The organism is Methyloceanibacter superfactus, from assembly GCF_001723305.1.
Lineage (GTDB): Bacteria > Pseudomonadota > Alphaproteobacteria > Rhizobiales > Methyloligellaceae > Methyloceanibacter > Methyloceanibacter superfactus.
This window is the reverse complement of sequence record NZ_LPWF01000027.1, coordinates 19,274-39,964: the sequence shown is the minus strand read 5'-3', so window position 1 is coordinate 39,964 and position 20,691 is coordinate 19,274. Positions and strand designations below refer to the sequence as shown.

Below are 20,691 nucleotides of genomic sequence, written 5' to 3'. Positions count from 1 at the left end.
GAATGGGACCGAGTTGGTGGCAAATCCTGATCGTGCTGGTGCTCTTCGTGCTGCTGTTCGGGCGCGGCAAGATCTCCGACCTGATGGGCGACGTTGCCAAGGGCATCAAGAGCTTTAAGACCGGCATGGCCGATGACGGCGATGACGCGGCCGAGCCCGAGCCCAAGGTGATCGAGCACGAGCGCACGACGCCGAAGGCCGGCAAATCTCCCCCCCGCGCCAAAGCACCGCGCAAGCAGAAGTCGGGCTAGGCGCGGGCCGCTCGTTCTAACCTCGGCCGCGCGCCGGGCCCTTGCGTGGAACGCCTGAACCAAGCTCATGCTCGACATCGGATGGTCGGAACTTTTGGTGGTCGCCGTGGTGGCGATCGTCGTGGTGGGTCCCAAGGACTTGCCCAAGCTGATGCGCAGCTTTGGCTTCTATGCCGGCAAGCTGCGGCGCGCGGCGTCCGACTTCCAGCGCCAATTCGACGAGGCCATGGCGGAGAGCGAGGCCGACGAGGTCCGCAAGAATATCGAGGCGATCCGTTCTGGCATGGGCGGTACCGTCGATCTCGATGCGCCCACTAACAAGCCGGTGATGATGCCGACGCCCGCGCCCGCGGCGATCGAGGAGGCGATCGTGCCGCCGCTGCCCAAGCCCAAGCCCAAGCCCAAAGCCAAGCAAGCTGCGAAGCGCGAAGCCCTTGCCAAGCCCAAAGCGGCATCCAAGGCCACGGCGAAAGCCAAAACCCCGGCGAAGCGCAAGACTACCGCCAAGCGCAGCGCCAAAGCGGAGCCGAAGCCGTGACCGACGAGGATATCGACGCCTCGAAGGCGCCGCTCATGGAGCATCTGGTCGAGCTCAGGCGCCGGCTCATGTGGGCGCTGGCCGCGATCTTCGTCGCCTTCCTGGTGTGCTTCTGGTTCGCCAAGCCCATCTACAATCTGCTGCTGTGGCCGTATCGCGTCGCCGCCGGCGTCGATGTGCCGATCGAGCTGATCTACACCGCGCCGCAGGAATTCTTCTTCACCCAGGTGAAGCTTGCGCTGTTCGGCGCCATCTTCATCGCCTTCCCGGTGATCGCCTCGCAGCTCTATATGTTCGTCGCGCCCGGGCTTTACCGCGCCGAGCGCAAGGCCTTCCTGCCGTTCCTCGTCGCCACGCCAATCCTCTTCCTGCTCGCGCCGCGCTCGTCTATTTCGTCGCCATGCCGCTCGCCATGATTCTTCCTGTCGATGCAGGAGACGGGCGACAGCGGCGTGCAGATCCTGCTCACCGCCAAGGTCAGCGAATATCTGTCGCTGATCATGATGCTCATGCTGGGCTTCGGCATTTGCTTCCAGCTGCCGGTGCTGCTCACGCTGCTGGCGCGCGCTGGGATCGTCACCGCGGACGGACTGAAGCGCTATCGCAAGCACGCCATCATCGGCGTATTCCTCGCCGCCGCCATCCTGACCCCGCCGGATCCCATCAGCCAGCTCGCCCTGGCGCTGCCGACGCTGCTCCTCTACGAGCTGTCCATCTTCGCGGTGAAGCTGGCCGAGAAGAAGCGCGCCGCGACCGATACCGCCGGCGCGGACACAAGTTCACCACAAGAAACAAACGGAGGAACAGCCAATGGGCAATGAGCAAGGCTTTGCCGAAGAACTCAATGCGCTGATCAAAAAGTATATCGACGCCGGGGCCGACCCGCAGGATATCGTCGACGAGTTGACCCGAGAATCGAACCTCGTCTTCGGGCATTACAATCTGGAGATCTATCTGGAAGCGAAGCCCATTGACCGAAAATAGGCGCTAGCCTTTCTCTGCCTGTGCGAGGCTCAGTAGGCGGACGAAACTCTCCCTGGTGTTGTGCGTTGAATCGGAAGCGCAGCCGAAATCCACAAACACAGGAAAACCTTGGAGAGATCGATGAGCTATGCCCGCTTCGGCGCCATGATCGTGACCGCCACGATCATCATGTTCGGCCTGATGTATCTCAACACCTATGCGCTCGATCACGTTTGGTTCAGTCAGACTCGCGCCTGGATGGCCGTGGTCATGGGCGCGACAATGGCCGTGGTCATGCTGGCCTTCATGCTGAATATGTACAAGAGCAGCAGGATCAACATCGCCACCGCCGTGGCGAGCGTCGTGTTGTTCGTGGGCGCCTTGTGGCTCGTGCGCAGCCAGGAGACGGTGGACGACGTCTCCTACATGAAGGCCATGATCCCCCATCATTCTATCGCCATCATGACCAGCCGGCGGGCGCATATCCGCGATCCCCGTGTCCGCGAGCTCGCCGACGGCATCATCGAGGCGCAGGTGCGCGAGATCGCCGAGATGGAGAAGCTGATCGGGGATTTGGAGGCGAACCCGGTGCCGGACGATGCCCGCGATCTGCCTCCTGGCGAGTGACCTGGACCCTGTCACCTTATCCCCGCCCCGAAAAGCTGCGGTAGAATGCACGCACCTCGTCCAATGAAGGGGCGCGCTCATGAGGCGTCTTGATCGCGGGACGGGGGACGGCGCCCGGGGAAGGCGCGGGACAGATGGGCTCATCGCGGACGGCCATACCCGCCCGGCCCGGACCCCCGCGCCAGGAAGACGCGTTCCGGCCTCGGGGGTCCCCGCTCCGCCCACCCGCGCTGTAACGCGTGGGTCGTCGGGTGAGGTGCGTGAACGATCTGCGCGCCTGTGCCACTGGTGAGAAGCCGTGCGGAAGGGGGCCATAAAATATCGCCGGATGTGGCGCGCCGTGACGGCGCCCGCCGCGGGTCCCCGCAAAGGACTCGCGGACACCATAAGGACTTTGCGCCAAGCGGCGCGCCACCCCCTCGCTTCGGAGGGGATTTCTTGGGAGCCATGGGAGCGTGCGCTCAAGGTGGCCAGAGGCCGGTAGCGCAAACAAAGAAGCCCGCGCGCAGTTGCATCGCGGAGACGAAGACGCGTGCGCGAAGCCTCGCGCGAAATGCGGCCGCATCGTCACATTTTCACAGAGCGAAACAATTTTGTCCCAACCGGACATGTTCGGCCACGTTCGGAGATCGGCGGGAAACCTGCCGGCGGTAGGATGCCCGCTCTGCCGAGGACCAACATTTCGGAGGTCCGAATGAACAGCATCCTTCGCACCGGCGCGCTGGCGCTGGCGCTTCTCGCCGGCGGCGCGCTCACGGCCGCGCCGGCCATGGCCGACCGTGGCCACGACAACTGGGACAAGAAGTCGTGGAGCAAGAAGTCCAAGCACGGCGGCAAGCACCGCAACTACGGCTATCGGGACTACGGCCATGGCTGGAAGAAGAAGGGCCATGGTTATAGGGGCCATGGCTACAGGGACTATGGCTATCGGGGCTACGGTCATCGCGGCCATGGCCGCTACGGCTATCGCGGCCCGCGCTACGGCTATGGCGGCCCCTATATCTATGGGGGCGGTCCCGGCTTCAGCATCCGCATCTACTGATCGCCTCGCCTGAGGAGCCCTTTGCCGCGACAAGCGGCGAAGGGCTTTCGCGGCTGATCGCTAATCCAGCCGGTCGCCGACCTTCGGGGTCACCGTCCAGCCGCGCGCGCGAGCGAGCTGCGACGTCGCCGTCTTGGTCGCGCGGCCGGTGAGCCACATCTGGCCGCGCCCGTTCGCCGCCAGGCTCTCGATCGGCGCGCTCCAATAGAGATAATCCACCGGCAGGATCGACACCGTGCCCTTGCCCGTCTGGATCATGGGCGCGCGGCCGGCGCGGATGAAGCCGGTCACCGGCGCGATCTTCTTGTTGTAGTTATGGATCAGCTCGGACTGGCGGCGATAGTAGAAGGCCATCTCGATGGAGGTCGCGCCTGCCGCGGTCTCCACATAGATCTGCTGCCCGTCCACATTGCCGAGCGTCTTCAGCGCCACGACGATGACCGCCTTGTCGGTCGGGGTCAGGCTGGCATTGGCGTAGAAGGCGTCTTGCGCCGTCTTCGACACGCCCATGGCGGTGAGGAATTCGCGCCCCTGCTCCTCGAGCTGCGCCGCCGTCTTGTCGCGTAGCGCCTCGCGCAGCTTCTGGCTGGTCGAGGTGGCGCTGATGGCGATGCTGGCGCCGCCGGTGACGAAGCTCAGCCCCACATTGACGCCGGTATTGCCGATGGCGCTTGCCGTGGCGAGCCGCGTCAGCTGTTCGTCGAGCGGCTTGAAGCTCGTGTAGGGATCGACGCCGAGATCGAAGGCGAGCTTGCGCCGCGCGGCGGCACCGCCCGTCACCGAGGCGACGATGCCCTCCTTGCGCGGGTCCGTCGCCTTCATGCCCGCATTGATGCCGCCGAAGAAATTGCCCACGCCCTTAAACGTGTCGCCAATGGTCTTGCCCGGCTCGGTGATGAGCCCCTTGGCGGTGCCGAGCGGCTTCAGCGCCGTCGCGCCTGCCGCGTCCACCAGCGTCTCGGTGCCGCCGATCTCCTGGAGCTTTGCTGCGGCCTGCATCTCGCGCGCGCGCACTTTCAGAAGAGTCGTGCCGACGATGCGGAACGTCCCCCACTGCGTGTCCACGTTGAACACATATTGGTAGTTCTCGACCCCCACCTGATTCTGGACTTTGAAATAGGGGCTGTCGAGATACGAGGCCGGCAGCACGGCGCGCGCGGTGAATGTCGGCGCGCTTTCATATTGCGCGGCATAGGCCGCGGTCCCGAGCCCGGCCGCGAGCACCACACCGGCGCAGCGGTAAGCGGTCCGCGCGCGGGCGCGCCCCAATTCATCGAGATCACTTGCAAAGCCCTCACGCGTTACGCGAACCGCACGGACGCGGCCTTCCCTGCCGCCAGCATACGCGTGAATCCGGGGACCGAGAAGAGCGTGCGCCCGCCAGAGCCGCCTGCGACATGCTGTCGGCGCGAGGAACCCGGACCCCGGTTCGGCCGTTTTTCCCTCAAGACCGGGCGATTTGAGCAAACCCGATTTGAGCAAGCCAACGAAAGGAGGCTCTTTATGAAGACCGCATTTCGCAAGACCGCGCTGGCGTTGGGCCTGATGGCCGGTGCCGCGCTGCTGACAGCACCCGCCACCATAACGCCCGCCATGGCCAACTCCGTGCATAAGGAGGGTCAGTTCGGCGGCAGCTGGAGCCGCATCGAGCCCAGCTCCGGCTATTATCAGCACCGCCGTCACGCCGGCCGCGTCGGCCCGCTTTACGGCGACCGCCATTTTCGCGGCCGCGGCTACTACGCACCGCGCGGCTACGCCGCTTACGGCTACGGCCCGCGCGGGGCTATTACGGCGCGCCGTATTATTACGACCGCGGCCCCGGCTTCAGCATCACCGTTCGTTAAGCCGAACCGCGCTTAACCATCGCGACGGAGCCCCTTCCCGGTTGGGAGGGGGTTTCGCGCGTTTGGACAGCGGAACTCGGCCTTCGCCTCGCACGTTATACCTCATGACGCGCGGGGCTCTTGGTGCAGGAGGCCGATCATGACTTTCAAATTGGACCAGACTGTTTGCTTGAGCCTCGCCGGCGGGTTCGCCATCGTGGCGCCGCCGAGCTTCCCGCGAAACCGCACGTCCGAAAATGACGACGCGCCGCCGCGCGCCGGCCGCATCGGCCGTGACGACGACGCGCCTAATAAGCGAGCGCGTAGTAGATCACGTAGAGCCAGCTGAAGAAGCCGTGGATGATGGCCCAAAGGATCGAGTGGTTGTTGTCGTAGGAAATGGCGATGGCGAGCGCCGTGCCGAAGCCGATGCCGTACTGCGCGCCGCTATAGGTGTAGTTCATGCTGTCCTCCTCCTTGTGTGACACGCCACTGTAAGCGCCAATTCACGAACGTCGATTCCTTGTCCCCGCCGGTCTGCCGCGGCGTTACACTGACGCCATGACAGGAGGTGTGTGGATGCGGATCGCGATTGTTGCCACGGCCTTATTGGCCGGTTCGATGATGTGGACCCTGCCGGCCGGCGCCCGCGAGGCGGGCGTGGCGGAGGGTGTGACGAGGCATGAGCTCTTCACCCAGCCCATGGCCGGCGAGCCGGGGGAGGACGTGGTGACCGATACCTACAGCATCCCCCCGGGCGCCGTGCTTCCCTGGCATATCCACCCCGACGCCCATGAGGTGAGCTACATCCTATCCGGCACCCTCACCCTCGAGATCGAGGGTGAGGGGAGCAAGCGCCTCGAGGCCGGAGAGAGCTTCTACCTCCACCCCAATGCCGTCCATCGCGGCCTGAACGAGGGCACCGAGCCGGTGAAGCTGTTCGTGGTGCGGATCAAGCCGAAGGACAAGCCGCTTGCCGTCAATGTGGCGCCGCCAAAGTCCGACTAGACAGGGCTTTCTAGGAAATCGCGGCGCCGCGGCGCTTCCGCAGGGCGTGGAGGCCGACCGCCCAGGTCCCCGCCACCACCACCCAGTAGAACACCTTGGCCGGCGTCCCCAGCTCCATGCCGAGGGCCGAGCCGGCGAAGGTGCCGAGCCCCGCCACCAGCGTGTAGAAAGCGGCGAAGGCGAGCACGAAAGCCGTGGCGAAGCGCGGCCGGAAGAAGCCGATCAGCGTGCCAGCGAGCCCCCAGATGAAATTGACGCCGGCCTGGAGCGGATTGAGGCGGAAGCCTGGGGGGAAGCTCTGCGGATCGGTATCGAAGCCGTAATAGGCGAAAGACAGCAGCATGACGCCGCCGAGCGCCAGGAAATAGGCGCTGCACCGCGCCGCCCAGACCACGAGCGGCAGCGGTTCGGTGGCGTCCAGCTCCTCGTCAGTCGGCTCGGCTCTCTCGGGAGCCCTCACCGGCCGGTTATCCCCCATGCGAATCCTCGCGTGTCATGCCTTCGTCCCACCCTACCCGATCGCCCCTTGGCTTTCCATGGGCTGCTCGGCGGCGGGCGTGAAACCCATACCCCTGGGCGGTTTCGGGCAATCCCCGCCTTGCACTAAAGCCCAATTGCATTTAACCAACCCACGAGTTCATTCGGGGCCGCGAGGCCGAAAATGGCGGTAATTTTCGAAGGGGATATTCATGGCGCGTAGTCGGATTGCATTGATCGGCGCTGGCCAGATCGGCGGCACCATCGCTCACCTTGCCGGCATCAAGGAACTCGGCGACGTCATCCTGTTCGACGTGGTCGACGGCGTCCCGCAAGGCAAGGCGCTCGATCTCTCCCACTCCGCGCCCGTCCACGGCTTCGCCCCGAAATTCAAGGGCGCCAACGAATATGCCGAGATCAAGGACGCCGACGTGGTGATCGTCACCGCCGGCGTGCCGCGCAAGCCCGGCATGAGCCGCGACGATCTGCTCGAGATCAACTTGAAGGTCATGGAGCAGGTGGGCGCCGGCTTGCGCAAATACGCGCCGGAAGCCTTCGTCATCTGCGTGACCAACCCGCTCGACGCCATGGTCTGGGCCCTGCAGAAGACGTCCGGCCTGCCGCGCAACAAGGTGGTCGGCATGGCCGGCGTGCTCGACAGCGCGCGCTTCCGCTACTTCCTCTCCGAGGAGTTCGACGTCAGCCCGCAAGACATCCACACCATGGTTCTGGGCGGCCATGGCGACACCATGGTGCCGCTCATCCGCTATTCGTCGGTCGCCGGTATTCCGATCGCCGACCTGGTCAAGATGCGCTGGATCACGCAGAAGCGGCTCGACGAGATCGTCCAGCGCACCCGCGACGGCGGCGCCGAGATCGTCGGCCTGCTCAAGACCGGCTCCGCCTACTACGCCCCGGCCACCGCCGCCCTCGACATGGCCGAATCCTATCTCAACGACGAGAAGCGCGTTCTCCCCGCCGCCGCCTATCTGAACGGCGAATACGGCGTGAAGGGCATCTATGCCGGCGTTCCCGTCATCATCAGCGCCAAGGGCGTCGAGCGCGTGATCGAGCTCGACCTGTCCTCGGCCGAGAAGGACGCCTTCATGCATTCGGTGGAATCGGTGAAAGCCCTCGTCGAGCTTTGCCAGAGGATCGCCCCCAACCTCGCCGCGACCTAGTCCGACGGCTGATTAAAGAGTTCCCATGAATATTCACGAGTATCAGGCCAAGGAACTACTCAAGGCCTACGGCGCGCCGGTGGCCAAGGGCACGGTCGCCACGACGGCACAGGGCGCCGCCGCGCAAGCGAAGGATCTCAGCGGCGACGTCTTCGTGGTGAAGGCCCAGATCCATGCCGGCGGACGCGGCAAGGGCGGCGGCATCAAGCTCGTGAAGACGCTCGAGGAGCTCCACGCCGAAGCCGACCGCATGCTGGGCAAGCCGCTCATCACGCCGCAAACCGGGCCGAAAGGCGCGTCGGTGCGCAGCGTCTACGTGGTCGAGGACACGACCATCGCCCGCGAGCTTTATCTGTCGCTCCTCGTCGATCGCGCCTCGGGCCGCGTGGCCTTCGTCGCTTCCACCGAAGGCGGCGTCAACATCGAGGAGGTCGCGGCCAACACGCCCGAGCTGATCACCACGCTCGACGTCGATCCCGCTTCGGGCCTGAGCGGCTTTCATGGCCGCGTGATCGCCTCGGCGCTGAAGCTCGAAGGCGATCTCGCCAAGCAGTGCGGCAAGCTGGTCAAGACTCTGTACAACCTCTTCATCGAGAAGGACGCGAGCCTCATCGAGATCAATCCGCTCGTCGTCACCAAAGAGGACAAGCTGGTTTGCCTCGACGCCAAGATGGGGTTCGAGGACAACGCCCTGTTCCGCCATCCGGACATCGTCGAGCTGCGTGACATCCACGAGGAGGACCCGGCCGAGGTAGAAGCCTCCAAACACGACCTATCCTACGTGAAGCTCGACGGAACGATCGGCTGCATGGTCAACGGCGCGGGCCTCGCCATGGCCACCATGGACATCATCAAGCTCTATGGCGGCGAGCCGGCGAACTTCCTCGACGTCGGTGGCGGCGCCACCAAGGAGCGCGTCACCGAAGCCTTCAAGATCATTCTGTCCGATCCAAACGTGCAGGGCGTACTGGTCAACATCTTCGGCGGCATCATGCGTTGCGACACCATCGCCGAGGGCATCATCGCCGCTGCGCGGGAGACCAATATCGCCGTGCCGCTGGTGGTCCGCCTCGAGGGCACCAACGTGGAGCGCGGCAAGGAGCTGTTGCGCGACTCCGGCCTCGCCATCATTCCCGCCGACGACCTCGATGACGCCGCCAAGAAGGCCGTCGCCGCCGTCAAGGCCGCGGCTTGAAACTTGCAGAGTTAATTCCTTCGCTGTTGTCATCAATCTTTCCACCAAAGGCTCTAGCCGCTCATCATGTCCGTCCTCGTCGATAAGAATACGCGCGTCATTTGCCAGGGCTTTACCGGCGCTCAAGGCACCTTTCATTCCGAGCAGGCCATCGCCTACGGCACCAAGATGGTTGGTGGCGTGACCCCGGGCAAAGGCGGCACCAAGCATCTCGATCTGCCGGTGTTCGATACGGTCCGCGACGCCGTCGAGGCGACCGGTGCCACCGCATCCGCCGTTTATGTACCGCCGCCCTTTGCCGCCGACGCCATCCTCGAGGCGATCGATGCCGGCATCGAGCTCGTGGTCTGCATCACCGAAGGCGTGCCGGTGCTCGACATGGTCAAGGTGAAGCGGGCGCTGTGCGGCTCGGGCACCCGGCTGGTGGGCCCGAACTGCCCGGGCGTGATCACGCCCGGCGAGTGCAAGATCGGCATCATGCCCGGCCATATCCACATGCCCGGCAGAGTGGGCATCGTCTCGCGCTCCGGCACCCTCACCTATGAGGCCGTAGCGCAGACCACCGCCACCGGCCTCGGCCAGACGACCTGCATCGGCATCGGCGGCGATCCCGTCAACGGCACCAACTTCGTCGATGCGCTGGCGCTGTTTCTCGCGGACGATAAGACCGAGGCCATCATCATGATCGGCGAGATCGGCGGGTCGGCCGAGGAAGAAGGCGCCGAGTTCCTCATCAAGGCCGGCAACAAGAAGCCCATCGTCGGCTTCGTCGCCGGCGCCACGGCGCCTCCGGGCCGCCGCATGGGCCATGCCGGTGCCGTCATCTCAGGCGGCAAAGGCGACGCAAAGAGTAAAATTGAGGCAATGGAGGCAGCCGGCATTGTGGTTTCACCGTCGCCTGCGGCCCTTGGAACGACGCTTGCAGGAATATTTTCGTGAAGAGCGATCCGGACGCCTAACACTCGCCTTGATTGCCCCGCACGCCGGTGATCCACCGATTCTCCGGCAGGGTTTGGTCCGATGACACGACACGAATTGAACGAAGTGTTTGCCCGCACGTCGTTCCTGGACGGCGCAAACGCCACCTATCTCGCCGAGCTCTATGCCCGCTACGAGACGGACCCGGGCTCCCTCGATCCTGAATGGCAGAGCTTCTTCGCCAGCCTCGGCGACGAAACCGCCGAGATCCTCGCCGATGCGCGCGGGCCGTCCTGGGGCGCGAATAAGAGCACGTTCCCGGCGCCGATCACGCCGCGCGGATCCCTGACCCAGAAGCAAGCGCTCGACGCCGCCCGCGATACCCTGGGCGCGCGCATGCTGATCCGCGCCTACCGCACTCGTGGTCATCTCGTCGCTCAGCTCGACCCGCTGGAACTCACCACGCGGCGCGAGCATCCCGAGCTCAAGCCTTCGACTTACGGCTTCACCGAGGCCGACTACGACCGGCCCATCTATATCGGCGGCGCTTTCGGACTCGAATTCGCCACCTTGCGCGAGGTCCTCGAGATCCTCAAGCGCACTTATTGCGGCCCCATCGGCGTCGAATATATGTACATCTCCGATCCCGAGCAGCGTGCCTGGATCCAGGCGCGCATCGAGGGCATGGACAAGGAGGTGCGCTTCACCCCGCAAGGCAAGCGCGCGATCCTCACCAAGCTGATCGAGGCGGAAGGGTCCGAGCGCTTCCTCAACGTCAAATACACCGGCACCAAGCGCTTCGGCCTCGACGGCGGCGAGTCCATGGTCCCGGCGCTGGAGCAGATCATCAAGCGCGGCGGCCAACTCGGCGTGCGCGAGATCGTCATCGGCATGCCCCATCGCGGACGCCTGAATGTGCTCGCCAATGTCATGGCCAAGCCCTACCGCGCCATATTCAACGAGTTCCGGGGCGGCTCGGCGCAGCCCGACGACGTCGAGGCTCCGGTGACGTGAAATATCACCTGGGCGCCTCCTCCGACCGCGAGTTCGACGACAACCGCGTGCATCTATCGCTCACCGCCAATCCCTCGCATCTGGAGAGCGTCGATCCCGTCGTGCTCGGCAAGGTCAGAGCCAAGCAGGATCAGCTCGGCGACAAGGAGCGCAAGCAGATCCTGCCACTCCTGTTGCACGGCGATGCAGCCTTCGCCGGTCAGGGTGTGGTCACCGAATGCCTCGGCCTCTCGGGCTTGCGCGGCCACCGGACCGGCGGCTCGATCCACTTCATCGTCAACAACCAGATCGGCTTCACCACCGCGCCGCGCTTCTCGCGCTCCTCGCCCTACCCATCCGACGTGGCCAAGATGATCGACGCTCCGATCTTCCACGTGAACGGCGACGACCCGGAAGCCGTGGTGCATGTCACCAAGATCGCCACCGAGTATCGCCAGCTCTTCGGCAAGCCTGTTGTCATCGACATGTTCTGCTATCGCCGCCACGGCCATAACGAAGCCGACGAGCCCGCCTTCACCCAGCCCCTGATGTATCAGCGCATCGCCGCGCATCCGGGCGTGGTCGAGACCTACGCCAACCGACTGATCAACGAGGGCTTGTTCACGGCGGAGGAGGTCGAGGACCTCCAGGCGCGGTTCCGCAGCTATCTCGAGGAAGAGTTCGCCGCCGGCGAGACCTACCGGCCGAACCGTGCCGATTGGCTCGACGGACGCTGGTCCAACATCGGCTTCGCCGACGAAGGCGCCCGCCGCGGCGTCACCGGCGTCGACCTCGACCTGCTCAGACAAGTCGGCGACAAGCTCACCACCATCCCCAAGAGCTTCACGCCGCACAAGACGATCGCCCGCATCATGGGCAACCGCCGCAAGATGATTGACGAGGGCAAGGGCATCGACTGGGCGACGGCCGAGGCGCTCGCCTTCGGCACGCTATTGGTCGAGGGCTTCAAGGTCCGTTTGTCGGGACAAGACTCCGAGCGCGGCACCTTCTCCCAGCGCCACTCGGTTCTCATGGATCAGGAGAACGAGAAGAAATACACGCCCCTCAAGCATCTCGGTAAGAAGCAGGCCGATTTCGAGGTCATCAACACCATGCTCTCCGAGGAGGCGGTGCTGGGCTTCGAGTATGGCTACAGCCTGGCCGAGCCGAACGCGCTCGTGTTGTGGGAGGCGCAATTCGGCGATTTCGCCAACGGCGCGCAGGTCGTCATCGACCAGTTCATCTCCTCCGGCGAGCGTAAATGGCTGCGCATGTCGGGCCTCGTGCTGCTGCTCCCGCACGGCTATGAGGGCCAGGGACCGGAGCATTCCTCGGCCCGCCTCGAGCGCTATCTCCAGCTTTGCGCCGAGGACAATTGGCAGGTCGTCAATTGCACCACCCCGGCCAACTATTTCCATGTCTTGCGGCGCCAGCTCCATCGCGAGTTCCGCAAGCCGCTGGTGCTGATGACGCCGAAGTCGCTGCTCCGTCACAAGCGTGTGGTATCCGACCTGGATCAGTTCGGGCCCGACTCGAGCTTCCATCGTCTTTTGTGGGACGACGCCCAAGGCAAGCTCGACGAGGCCGTTCAGTTGGTGCCCGACGACCAGATCAGGCGCTTGGTGCTCTGCTCCGGGAAGGTGTATTACGACTCTACGAGGAGCGCGAGAAACGCGGCATCACCGACGTCTATCTGCTGCGCGTGGAGCAGCTCTACCCCTTCCCGGCCCGCGCGCTGATTCAAGAGCTTACCCGCTTCAAGGACGCCGAGATCGTGTGGTGCCAGGAAGAGCCGAAGAATATGGGGGCTTGGAGCTTCGTCGAACCGAATGTGTCCTGGGTTCTCGACCATATCGGTGCCAAGCACCGGCGCCCGCGCTATGCTGGACGGCCGAGCTCGGCGGCTACTGCGACCGGCTTGATGAGCAAGCATCTCCGTGAGCTGAAGGCCTTCCTGGACGAAGCGCTAGGCTAATTAAGAAGGATAGGCGACGAACCGATGGCGACAGAAATCCGAGTGCCGACCTTGGGAGAATCCGTCGTTGAAGCCACGGTCGGCCAGTGGTTCAAGCAGGCGGGAGACGCCGTCTCCGTCGACGAGCCTCTGGTCGAGCTCGAGACCGACAAGGTCACCGTCGAGGTTCCCGCCCCGGCCTCGGGCGTGCTCTCCGATATCGCGGTCAATGCCGGCGACACGGTCGCGGTGGGTGCGCTGCTGGGCGCCATCGCCGAAGGCGACGGCAAGGTGAAGCCCGCCAAATCGAAATCGGCCAAATCTAAGCCGGAGAAGGCCAAGCCGGACGCGGCCAAGCAAGCTGCAGCGAAACAAGCTGAGCCCGCACCGGCGAAGGCCGAGACCAGGACTGCGCCGCCGCGATTGCCCTCAAGGGACTCGGAGCGGGAACCCCAGCCGCGCGAGGAAATAGCCACCGACACCTACGACGTCGACGAGACCAATGGCGCCATGCCGCCCTCACCCGCCGCCCGCAAGCTGCTGGCCGAGAAAGGCCTGACGCCGGGCGACGTCAAGGGCTCCGGCCGCCGCGGCCAAGTGCTGAAGGGCGATGTGACGGCGCAAGCCGCCGAAGCGCTGCTCGCGCGCGCGCGGACGCCGAAGCCTTCGCCGGCACCACGCTCACCCGTCGCCACGGACGACGCGTCGCGCGAGGAGCGGGTGCGCATGACCCGACTGCGCCAGACCATCGCCAAGCGTCTCAAGGAAGCGCAAGACACCGCCGCCATGCTCACCACGTTCAATGACGTGGACATGAGCGCGGTGATGAAGCTGCGGAAGGACTATCGCGAAGCCTTCGAGAAGAAGCATGGCGTGAAGCTTGGCTTCATGGGCTTCTTCGTCAAAGCCTGCGTGCAGGCCTTGAAGGACATTCCGGCGGTCAACGCCGAGATCGACGGCGAGGACATCGTCTACAAGAATTACTACCATATCGGCGTCGCCGTCGGCACCGACCGCGGTCTCGTCGTGCCGGTATTGCGCGAAGCCGACAGCATGAACCTCGCCGAGATCGAAGCGCAGATCGCCGATTTCGGCATGCGCGCCCGAGAGGGCAAGCTTGGTCTCGCCGAGATGCAAGGCGGGACCTTCACCATCTCCAATGGCGGCATTTACGGCTCGATGCTGTCCACGCCCATCCTCAACGCTCCCCAGTCCGGTATTCTCGGTATGCACCGCATCGAGGAGCGCGCCGTGGTGCGCGATGGTCAGATCGTGGCCCGGCCGATGATGTATCTCGCGCTGTCCTACGACCACCGCGTCGTCGACGGTAAAGAGGCGGTCACCTTCCTGGTGAACGTCAAGGAGTCGCTCGAAAATCCCGCCCGCCTCGTCCTGGACCTTTGAGACCTTAGCTCATGACTCATTACGATCTCGTCGTCATCGGCACCGGCCCCGGCGGCTATGTCTGCGCCATCCGCGCCGCGCAATTGGGGATGAAGGTAGCGTGGTGGAGAAGCGCGCCACCCATGGCGGCACCTGCCTCAATGTCGGCTGCATCCCCTCCAAGGCGCTGCTGCATGCGAGCGAGGCTTACGCCGAGGCCGCTCACGATTTCGCCGGCATGGGCATCAAGGTGAAGCCGGAGCTCGATCTCGCGGCCATGCTCGCCTTCAAAGATTCCGGCGTGAAGGGCAATGTGGATGGCGTCGAGTTCCTGCTGAAGAAGAACAAGATCGATACCTTCCACGGCACCGGGCGCATCACCGCGCCGCACACGGTCGAGGTCACCGAAAGCAAGGGCAAGACCCAACTCGCCACCAAGGCCATCGTCATCGCCACCGGCTCGGAGGTGGCGCATGTGCCGGGCATCGACATCGACGAAAAGCGCATCGTCTCGTCCACCGGCGCGCTGTCACTCCCGAACGTGCCCAAGCGCATGGTGGTCATCGGCGGCGGCTATATCGGGCTTGAGCTCGGCTCGGTGTGGTCGCGGCTTGGTTCCGAGGTCACCGTGGTCGAGATGCTGCACACCATCACGCCGGGCCTCGACGGCGAGCTGGCCAAGCAGCTCCAGCGCATCCTTCAGAAGCAGGGCATCACCTTCAAGCTCGGCGCCAAGGTCGTGAAGGTCGACGCCAAGGGCAAGGGCGTGACCCTGACCGTCGAGCCGGTCGACGGCGGCAAGAAAGAGACGCTGGAGTGCGACGTGGTGCTGGTCGCCGTGGGGCGCGTCCCCAACACCGAAGGTCTCGGCCTCGACGACGTGGGCGTGGAGACTCATGCCCGTGGCCGCGTCATCGTCGATCATAAATTCCAGACCAACGTGCCCGGCATTTACGCCATCGGCGACGTGATCGCCGGCCCCATGCTCGCCCACAAGGCCGAGGAGGAAGGCGTCGCCGTGGCCGAGGATCTGGCGGGCCAGGCCGGGCATGTGAACTACGATGTGATCCCGTCGGTGGTCTATACCGCGCCCGAAGTGGCGAGCGTCGGCAAGACCGAGGAACAGTTGAAAGAGGCCGGTATCGCTTACAAGGTCGGCAAGTTCCCCTTTACGGCCAACGGCCGGGCCAAGGTGAACCGCACGACCGAAGGCTTCGTCAAGATCTTGGCCGACGAGGCCACCGACCGCGTGCTCGGCGTGCATATCATCGGACCGGATGCCGGCACCATGATCGCCGAGGCCGCCGTGCTGATGGAATTCGGCGGCTCAGCCGAGGACCTGGCCCGCACCTGTCATGCCCACCCGACCTTGAACGAGGCGGTGAAGGAAGCCGCCCTCGCCGTCGACAAGCGCGCCCTGCATATGTAGGCGCCGCGCCTAATCCAGCGTCCGGCGGAAGCGCAACAGCGCGAGCCCCATGGCGACCACGAGGAAGAGCGCCAGCGCCAGCACGTCGATCCTCATCTCGGCGAATCCGTTTCCCTTGAGCATGATGCCGCGCACGATGCGCATGAAATGGGTGAGCGGCAGCACCTCGCCGATCCACTGCGCCCAGTGCGGCATGCCGCGAAACGGGAACATGAAACCCGACAAGAGAATGTTCGGCAGGAAGAAGAAGAAGGTGAGCTGCACCGCCTGAAGTTGGTTCTCGGCGATGGTGGAGAAAGTATAGCCCACGGCGAGATTGGCTGCGGCGAACAGGGTCGTCAGCGCGATCAAGAGGGGAACGCTCCCGAGAATCGGCACGCCGAACATGAAATGGGCCGCGCTGATGATGATGGCCATCTGCACGAAGCCAACGAGCACGAAGGGCGCGATCTTGCCGATCATGATCTCGACCGGCTTGATGGGCATGGCAAGCAAGCTCTCCATGGTGCCGCGCTCGATCTCGCGCGTCACCGCGAGCGCGGTGAACATCATCATGGTCATGGTGAGCACGACGCCGAGCAGGCCGGGCACGATGTTGTATTGGGTGAGACCTTCGGGGTTGCGCCGCTGCAGCGTGAGCTTGAACGGCGGGGCCCTCGCCTCGATGGAATCGTCCGGCCCGCGCAGCTCGCGCTTGAGCGCCGTATCGACGAGCCCCTGCACCGCGGAGATCGCCGTGCCGGTGGCGACGGGATCGGTCGCGTCGGCGATGACCAGCAGCGACGGCCGGTCGCCCCGGCGGATGTCGCGCTCGAAACTCGCCGGGACCTCCACCGCAAATTGCACCTCACCCGAGGCCAGCATCCGGTCGATCTCGGCCGGGTCGCGCACTTGGGCGACGAACTCGAAATAGTCGCTGTTCTTCATCGCCGTGAGCACGGCGCGGGTCAGCGGGCCATCGTCGCGCGTCAGCACGGCCGTGGGCAAATGCTTGGGATCGGTGTTGATGGCGTAGCCGAACAGCACGAGCTGTAGGATGGGGATGAAGATCATCGTGGCGAAGGTCATGCGGTCGCGCCGCATCTGCACGAACTCCTTCACCACCATCGCCCAGGTGCGCTTGAGGAAGCCCGGGTCGCCGCGCTGCGATTTCGCCTGTTTGTCGGACGCCTCGCTCATGCTGCGAAATTATCCTTCACGCTGTCCATGAGAAGGATGAAGACGTCCTCGAGGCTGGGCTCGCCCCGCGTCCAGCGATGGCTGCCGTCTTCCTTCTTTGCCGCTTCGACGGCGGCATCGAGAGCGCGGCTGTCGCGGCCCGACACATGCAGCTCGGCCCCGAACGGGGCGACCATGTCGATGCCATCGCGATTTCGAAGTTCGATGGCGAGGCCGTGCAGATTCGGCCCCGACACGATCCACGTGCTGAGGCCAGACTGCCCAACGACCTGGGCGGCGGTGCCCTTCGCCAGCAACTCGCCGAAGGCGATATAGGCCAGCTCGTGGCAGCGCTCCGCCTCGTCCATGTAATGGGTGGAAACGAGCACGGTGATGCCATCCGCCGCGAGCCCGTGGATCTCGTCCCAGAACTCGCGCCGCGCCTTGGGGTCGACGCCGGCGGTCGGCTCGTCGAGGAGAAGGAGCTTCGGGTTCGGCAGGATGCAGGCGCCGAGCGCCAGCCGCTGCTTCCAGCCGCCCGACAATTCGCCCGCGAGCTGCTCGGCGCGGCCCGACAGCCCGAGGCGGTCGATCGCCGCCTTCGCCGCCCGCCGCGGATTCGCCACGCCATAGACGCGCGCCACGAACTCCAGATTCTCGCGGATCGACAGATCGGCATAGAGGCTGAAGCGCTGCGTCATGTAGCCGACATGACGCTTGATCTCTTCCTGCTGGGTCAGGATGTCGTAGCCGAGACAGGTCCCATCGCCCGCGTCCGGCGTCAGCAGCCCGCACAGCATGCGCAAGGTCGTGGTCTTGCCGCTGCCGTTCGGCCCGAGAAAGCCATAGATTTCGCCCTTCGGCACCTTGAGGCTCAAGTCGCGCACCACAACACGGCTGCCAAAGCTTTTTGTCAGGCCGTGCACGTCGATGGCAATTTCCTTCATCGCCGCACGACTTTCTCCGCCTCGGTCGCAAGGCTCACCGTGACCGGCTGCCCCGCCGTCAGCGCGGCGGCTTTGGCGTCGGGCCGCGCTTCGACGAGGAAGACGAGTTTCTTCCGTTGCTCCTCGGAGAAAATGACGGGTGGCGTGAACTCGGCATCGCGGGCGATGAAGTTGATCGCGGCGGTCAAACCCGGCGGACAGCCGTCGCACGAGACTTTGACGGTCTGGCCGACATGGAGCTTGGCCCTCTCCGGCTCGTCCACGAAGAAGCGCACCTTGAGATTGGCCGGCGGCAACAGCGCCACCACGCCTTGACCGGCCACAACCACTTCTCCGGGGCGGAAATAGACCTCCTCGATGGTGCCGCCCGCAGGGGCGAAGACCTCACGCTTGGCGAGATTCTTCTTCGCCTCCTCCAGCGCGTGGCTTGCCTCCGCGACAGCAGCAACGGCCGCCTCGATCACGCCTGAACGGCCTGGAAGTTGTCCGGCGGAAATACGCCGCTCCGCTTCCGCGACAGCGGCCTGGTTGCTGTCATGCTGCGCCACCGCCTCGTCGAGCTGTGCCTTGGATACCCAACCTTTGTCGTAGAGGGTCTGGACCCGGTCGAGATTCAGGCTGGACTGCTTGAGCATGGCGCGCGCGCGCGTGAGCGCCGCCTGCAGGACCTCAATCTCCCGCGGCCGCTGGATCTCGGCCTTGGCATCGGCCAGTCGGGCTTGCGCCTCGTCGCGCCGCGACTTGGCCGCGGCGACCGCCGCTTCCTGCTCGGAACTCTCGAGGGTGAAGATGGCATCGCCGGTCGTGACCGAGTCGCCTTCCTTGACGGACAGGGTGGCGATGCGGCCGCCCTGCTCTGAGCCCACCAGGACGAGATCGGCTTCCATATAGCCGGGCACCTCGGCGCCCTTGTTGGCCGGATAGGTGAACAGGATGAGCCCGATCGCCGTCACCACGATGAGACCGATGAGAAGGAGAGCGGTCCGTTTCATGACACGTCGCCCTTGCTTTGCGGCGCACGGACGGCGTCCACCATGAGGTCGATATGTGTCTTCAGCAACGCATCGGTGTCGAGATGGTGATGATGCTCGAACAGCGCGCGCCAGATGACGGCCATGAGCATCGGCGCGATGAGGAGTTGCGGATAATCGCGCAAGGCCGTCTCGCGAAACTCGCCGCGCGCGACACCGCGATCGATCAAGGCCCGCAGGGTCTCGAGCCCGCGTGCGACGACGTTGTCGAAATAGAAGGCGGTGAGCTCGGGATGCTTGTGGCCTTCGGCGATCAGCAGCCGCACGATGAGCACGCGCCGCGAGCACACCAGCTCCTGCACGAATTTTAGGAACGGCCCTTTGAGGAAATCTTCGACGGAGAGCGTCGTGCTCTCCATCTCATTGCGGATCGTGTCGAAATGCGAGGTGATGACGCTACGCACCACCGCCTTGAACAGCTCTTCCTTGGTCTTGAAGTAGAGATAGGGCAGGCCCTTTGAGACCTTGGCGCGGGCGGCCACGTCCTCGAGCCGCGTTCCGGCATAGCCATGGGAGGCGAACTCCTCGAAAGCGGCCGCCACGATCTCTTGCGGGCGATCGTCCTTCCGCACGCGTTTGCGCGCGCTGCGGTCGGGCCCCTTAAGCTCTGACTTCGGCTGTGTCTTGGACATGGCTTGAACCTCTCGCGGCGGCTGTCCCCAATTTATGACTGACCGGTCAGTATTACAATGGCCAAGGCGGACGCAGGCTCGGAAATCCGCGAAAAATGCAAAAAGGAAGATGTGCTCAGGCCCGCGGGTGCGCAGCCTCATAGGTCTTGAGCAGATGCGCCCGGTCGACCTCGGTATAGCCTTGCGTGGTCGACAGGCTGGCATGACCCAGCAATTCCTGGATCGCGCGCAAATCCGCCCCGGCGCCAAGCAGATGCGTGGCGAAGGAGTGGCGCAGCGCGTGCGGGGTCGCCGTCTCCGGCAAGCCGAGCGCCGCGCGGGCGCGGGCCATGCGCAGTTGGATGATGCGGGGCGAGAGCTGCTTGCCGCGCGCGCCGATGAACAGCGGGTCGTCGGGGCCGAGCTTGGCCGGACAAAGCTTCAGATAATGCTCGATGGCTTGGCGCGTCACCGGCAGCACCGGCACCACGCGAGTCTTGCTGCCCTTGCCCGTCACCCGCAACATGTCGCGGCCCTTGACCGGCGCCTCTTTCGCGCGGAGGGACAAAGCCTCGGAAATGCGCAGGCCCGACCCGTAGAGCAGCGTCAGCACGGCGGTGTCGCGCGCCAAGATCCATTCCGGTGCGTCCGGCGCCGCGACGTCCGCACCGTTGACCAACGCCGTGGCTTTCGATGCAGTGAGCGGCTTCGGCACCGAGTGCGGCAGCTTCGGCAGCGAGACAGCGCGGATGGCGTCGTTCTTGCCGAGCCCCCGCCGTTCGAGAAAGCGGTAGAACATGCGCAGCGCACTCAGCGTCCGCGCCAGGCTGCGGCTGCCCACGTCCTTGGCCCGGCGCATGGCGAGGAAGGAGCGCACGTCGCGTGCCGTGAGCGAGAGCAGCAGCTTGAGATCGGGCTGGCGATCGAAGTGACCGGCAAGGAAGGACAAGAACTGACCGAGGTCGCGCCGGTAGGCTTCGACCGTATGGGCAGCGAGCTGGCGCTCGGTCATGAGATAGACGAACCAGGCATTGACCGCGCGGTCCACGTCCGGCGCGGCCCTCAGCGCTTGTGCTTTTACCTGGGATCTTGCCGCGGATTTAGACTTGGCTGCCATCCACCCCTCGACTTTGCGCCCGAGCGGCTACTATGGGTCGGTGAG

20 protein-coding genes and 3 pseudogenes are annotated in these 20,691 nt (G+C 64.8%); 15 read left to right on the top strand and 8 right to left on the bottom strand.

The window, feature by feature from the left end:
- Positions 1-2 precede the first annotated feature (2 nt).
- From AUC69_RS09945 to AUC69_RS09925, 6 genes and pseudogenes are all read left to right on the top strand, one after another.
- Positions 3-251, top strand: coding sequence for a twin-arginine translocase TatA/TatE family subunit (locus AUC69_RS09945; RefSeq protein WP_069442030.1), 249 nt, complete (start codon positions 3-5; stop codon positions 249-251).
- A 67-nt stretch (positions 252-318) separates the two neighbouring features.
- A complete protein-coding gene (gene tatB / locus AUC69_RS17980; protein ID WP_069442029.1) occupies positions 319-789 on the top strand; it encodes a Sec-independent protein translocase protein TatB in 471 nt (156 codons plus the stop codon).
- 35 nt (positions 790-824) lie between these two features.
- A pseudogene (gene tatC / locus AUC69_RS09935) lies at positions 825-1,610 on the top strand (twin-arginine translocase subunit TatC).
- Positions 1,600-1,773, top strand: coding sequence for a hypothetical protein (locus AUC69_RS17450; protein WP_158008074.1), 174 nt, complete (start codon positions 1,600-1,602; stop codon positions 1,771-1,773). Before tatC ends, AUC69_RS17450 begins: the two are co-directional and overlap by 11 nt.
- A gap of 120 nt (positions 1,774-1,893) precedes the next feature.
- Positions 1,894-2,379: a DUF305 domain-containing protein gene (locus tag AUC69_RS09930; protein ID WP_069442028.1), complete on the top strand. Its 486-nt coding sequence runs from the start codon at positions 1,894-1,896 to the stop codon at positions 2,377-2,379.
- 694 nt (positions 2,380-3,073) lie between these two features.
- Positions 3,074-3,421 carry a hypothetical protein gene (locus AUC69_RS09925; protein ID WP_069442027.1) on the top strand — a complete coding sequence of 116 codons (348 nt, stop codon included), beginning with the start codon at positions 3,074-3,076 and terminating at the stop codon, positions 3,419-3,421.
- 60 nt (positions 3,422-3,481) lie between these two features.
- On the opposite strand, the gene AUC69_RS09920 is transcribed toward AUC69_RS09925, so the two are convergent.
- Positions 3,482-4,690 (bottom strand): hypothetical protein, encoded by a 1,209-nt coding sequence (locus tag AUC69_RS09920; protein WP_069442026.1) that lies wholly within the window; start codon positions 4,688-4,690, stop codon positions 3,482-3,484.
- A 234-nt stretch (positions 4,691-4,924) separates the two neighbouring features.
- Here AUC69_RS09920 and AUC69_RS09915 point away from each other — a divergent pair, with 234 nt between their 5' ends.
- On the top strand, positions 4,925-5,281 hold the full coding sequence (locus AUC69_RS09915) for a hypothetical protein (RefSeq protein ID WP_069442025.1): 357 nt from the start codon (positions 4,925-4,927) through the stop codon (positions 5,279-5,281).
- A gap of 271 nt (positions 5,282-5,552) precedes the next feature.
- Here AUC69_RS09915 and AUC69_RS17775 read toward each other — a convergent pair whose 3' ends face one another.
- A complete protein-coding gene (locus tag AUC69_RS17775; protein ID WP_193427417.1) occupies positions 5,553-5,708 on the bottom strand; it encodes a hypothetical protein in 156 nt (51 codons plus the stop codon).
- 115 nt (positions 5,709-5,823) lie between these two features.
- Between AUC69_RS17775 and AUC69_RS09905 the strand changes: the two genes are divergently transcribed.
- A complete protein-coding gene (locus AUC69_RS09905) occupies positions 5,824-6,252 on the top strand; it encodes a cupin domain-containing protein (RefSeq protein ID WP_158008073.1) in 429 nt (142 codons plus the stop codon).
- A gap of 10 nt (positions 6,253-6,262) precedes the next feature.
- Here AUC69_RS09905 and AUC69_RS09900 read toward each other — a convergent pair whose 3' ends face one another.
- Positions 6,263-6,730 (bottom strand): hypothetical protein, encoded by a 468-nt coding sequence (locus tag AUC69_RS09900; RefSeq protein WP_141700726.1) that lies wholly within the window; start codon positions 6,728-6,730, stop codon positions 6,263-6,265.
- A 211-nt stretch (positions 6,731-6,941) separates the two neighbouring features.
- Between AUC69_RS09900 and mdh the strand changes: the two genes are divergently transcribed.
- From mdh to lpdA, 7 genes and pseudogenes are all read left to right on the top strand, one after another.
- Entirely contained in the window at positions 6,942-7,910 is a 969-nt protein-coding gene (gene mdh, locus AUC69_RS09895; protein WP_069442021.1) for a malate dehydrogenase, read from the top strand.
- 25 nt (positions 7,911-7,935) lie between these two features.
- Positions 7,936-9,105: an ADP-forming succinate--CoA ligase subunit beta gene (gene sucC / locus AUC69_RS09890; protein ID WP_069442020.1), complete on the top strand. Its 1,170-nt coding sequence runs from the start codon at positions 7,936-7,938 to the stop codon at positions 9,103-9,105.
- A gap of 66 nt (positions 9,106-9,171) precedes the next feature.
- Positions 9,172-10,044 (top strand): succinate--CoA ligase subunit alpha, encoded by an 873-nt coding sequence (gene sucD, locus AUC69_RS09885; RefSeq protein ID WP_069442019.1) that lies wholly within the window; start codon positions 9,172-9,174, stop codon positions 10,042-10,044.
- An 81-nt stretch (positions 10,045-10,125) separates the two neighbouring features.
- Complete coding sequence (locus tag AUC69_RS19730; protein WP_425283524.1) at positions 10,126-11,037, top strand: 2-oxoglutarate dehydrogenase E1 subunit family protein; 912 nt, start codon at positions 10,126-10,128, stop codon at positions 11,035-11,037.
- A pseudogene (locus AUC69_RS09880) lies at positions 11,034-12,991 on the top strand (2-oxoglutarate dehydrogenase E1 component). The gene AUC69_RS19730 and the pseudogene AUC69_RS09880 overlap by 4 nt, the downstream one beginning before the upstream one ends.
- Before the next feature lie 24 nt (positions 12,992-13,015).
- Positions 13,016-14,374: a 2-oxoglutarate dehydrogenase complex dihydrolipoyllysine-residue succinyltransferase gene (odhB, locus tag AUC69_RS09875; RefSeq protein ID WP_069442018.1), complete on the top strand. Its 1,359-nt coding sequence runs from the start codon at positions 13,016-13,018 to the stop codon at positions 14,372-14,374.
- 11 nt (positions 14,375-14,385) lie between these two features.
- A pseudogene (gene lpdA / locus AUC69_RS09870) lies at positions 14,386-15,782 on the top strand (dihydrolipoyl dehydrogenase).
- Between the two features lie 9 nt (positions 15,783-15,791).
- Here lpdA and AUC69_RS09865 read toward each other — a convergent pair.
- The 5 genes from AUC69_RS09865 to AUC69_RS09845 form a co-directional block, all read right to left on the bottom strand.
- Positions 15,792-16,961 (bottom strand): ABC transporter permease, encoded by a 1,170-nt coding sequence (locus tag AUC69_RS09865; protein WP_083239303.1) that lies wholly within the window; start codon positions 16,959-16,961, stop codon positions 15,792-15,794.
- Positions 16,958-17,887, bottom strand: coding sequence for an ABC transporter ATP-binding protein (locus AUC69_RS09860; protein ID WP_069442017.1), 930 nt, complete (start codon positions 17,885-17,887; stop codon positions 16,958-16,960). The genes AUC69_RS09865 and AUC69_RS09860 overlap by 4 nt, the downstream gene beginning before the upstream one ends.
- Positions 17,884-18,879 (bottom strand): HlyD family secretion protein, encoded by a 996-nt coding sequence (locus AUC69_RS09855; protein WP_069442016.1) that lies wholly within the window; start codon positions 18,877-18,879, stop codon positions 17,884-17,886. Before AUC69_RS09855 ends, AUC69_RS09860 begins: the two co-directional genes overlap by 4 nt.
- Entirely contained in the window at positions 18,876-19,550 is a 675-nt protein-coding gene (locus AUC69_RS17070) for a TetR/AcrR family transcriptional regulator (protein WP_069442015.1), read from the bottom strand. Before AUC69_RS17070 ends, AUC69_RS09855 begins: the two co-directional genes overlap by 4 nt.
- A 115-nt stretch (positions 19,551-19,665) precedes the next feature.
- Positions 19,666-20,646 carry a tyrosine recombinase XerC gene (locus AUC69_RS09845; RefSeq protein WP_069442014.1) on the bottom strand — a complete coding sequence of 327 codons (981 nt, stop codon included), beginning with the start codon at positions 20,644-20,646 and terminating at the stop codon, positions 19,666-19,668.
- Positions 20,647-20,691 lie beyond the last annotated feature (45 nt).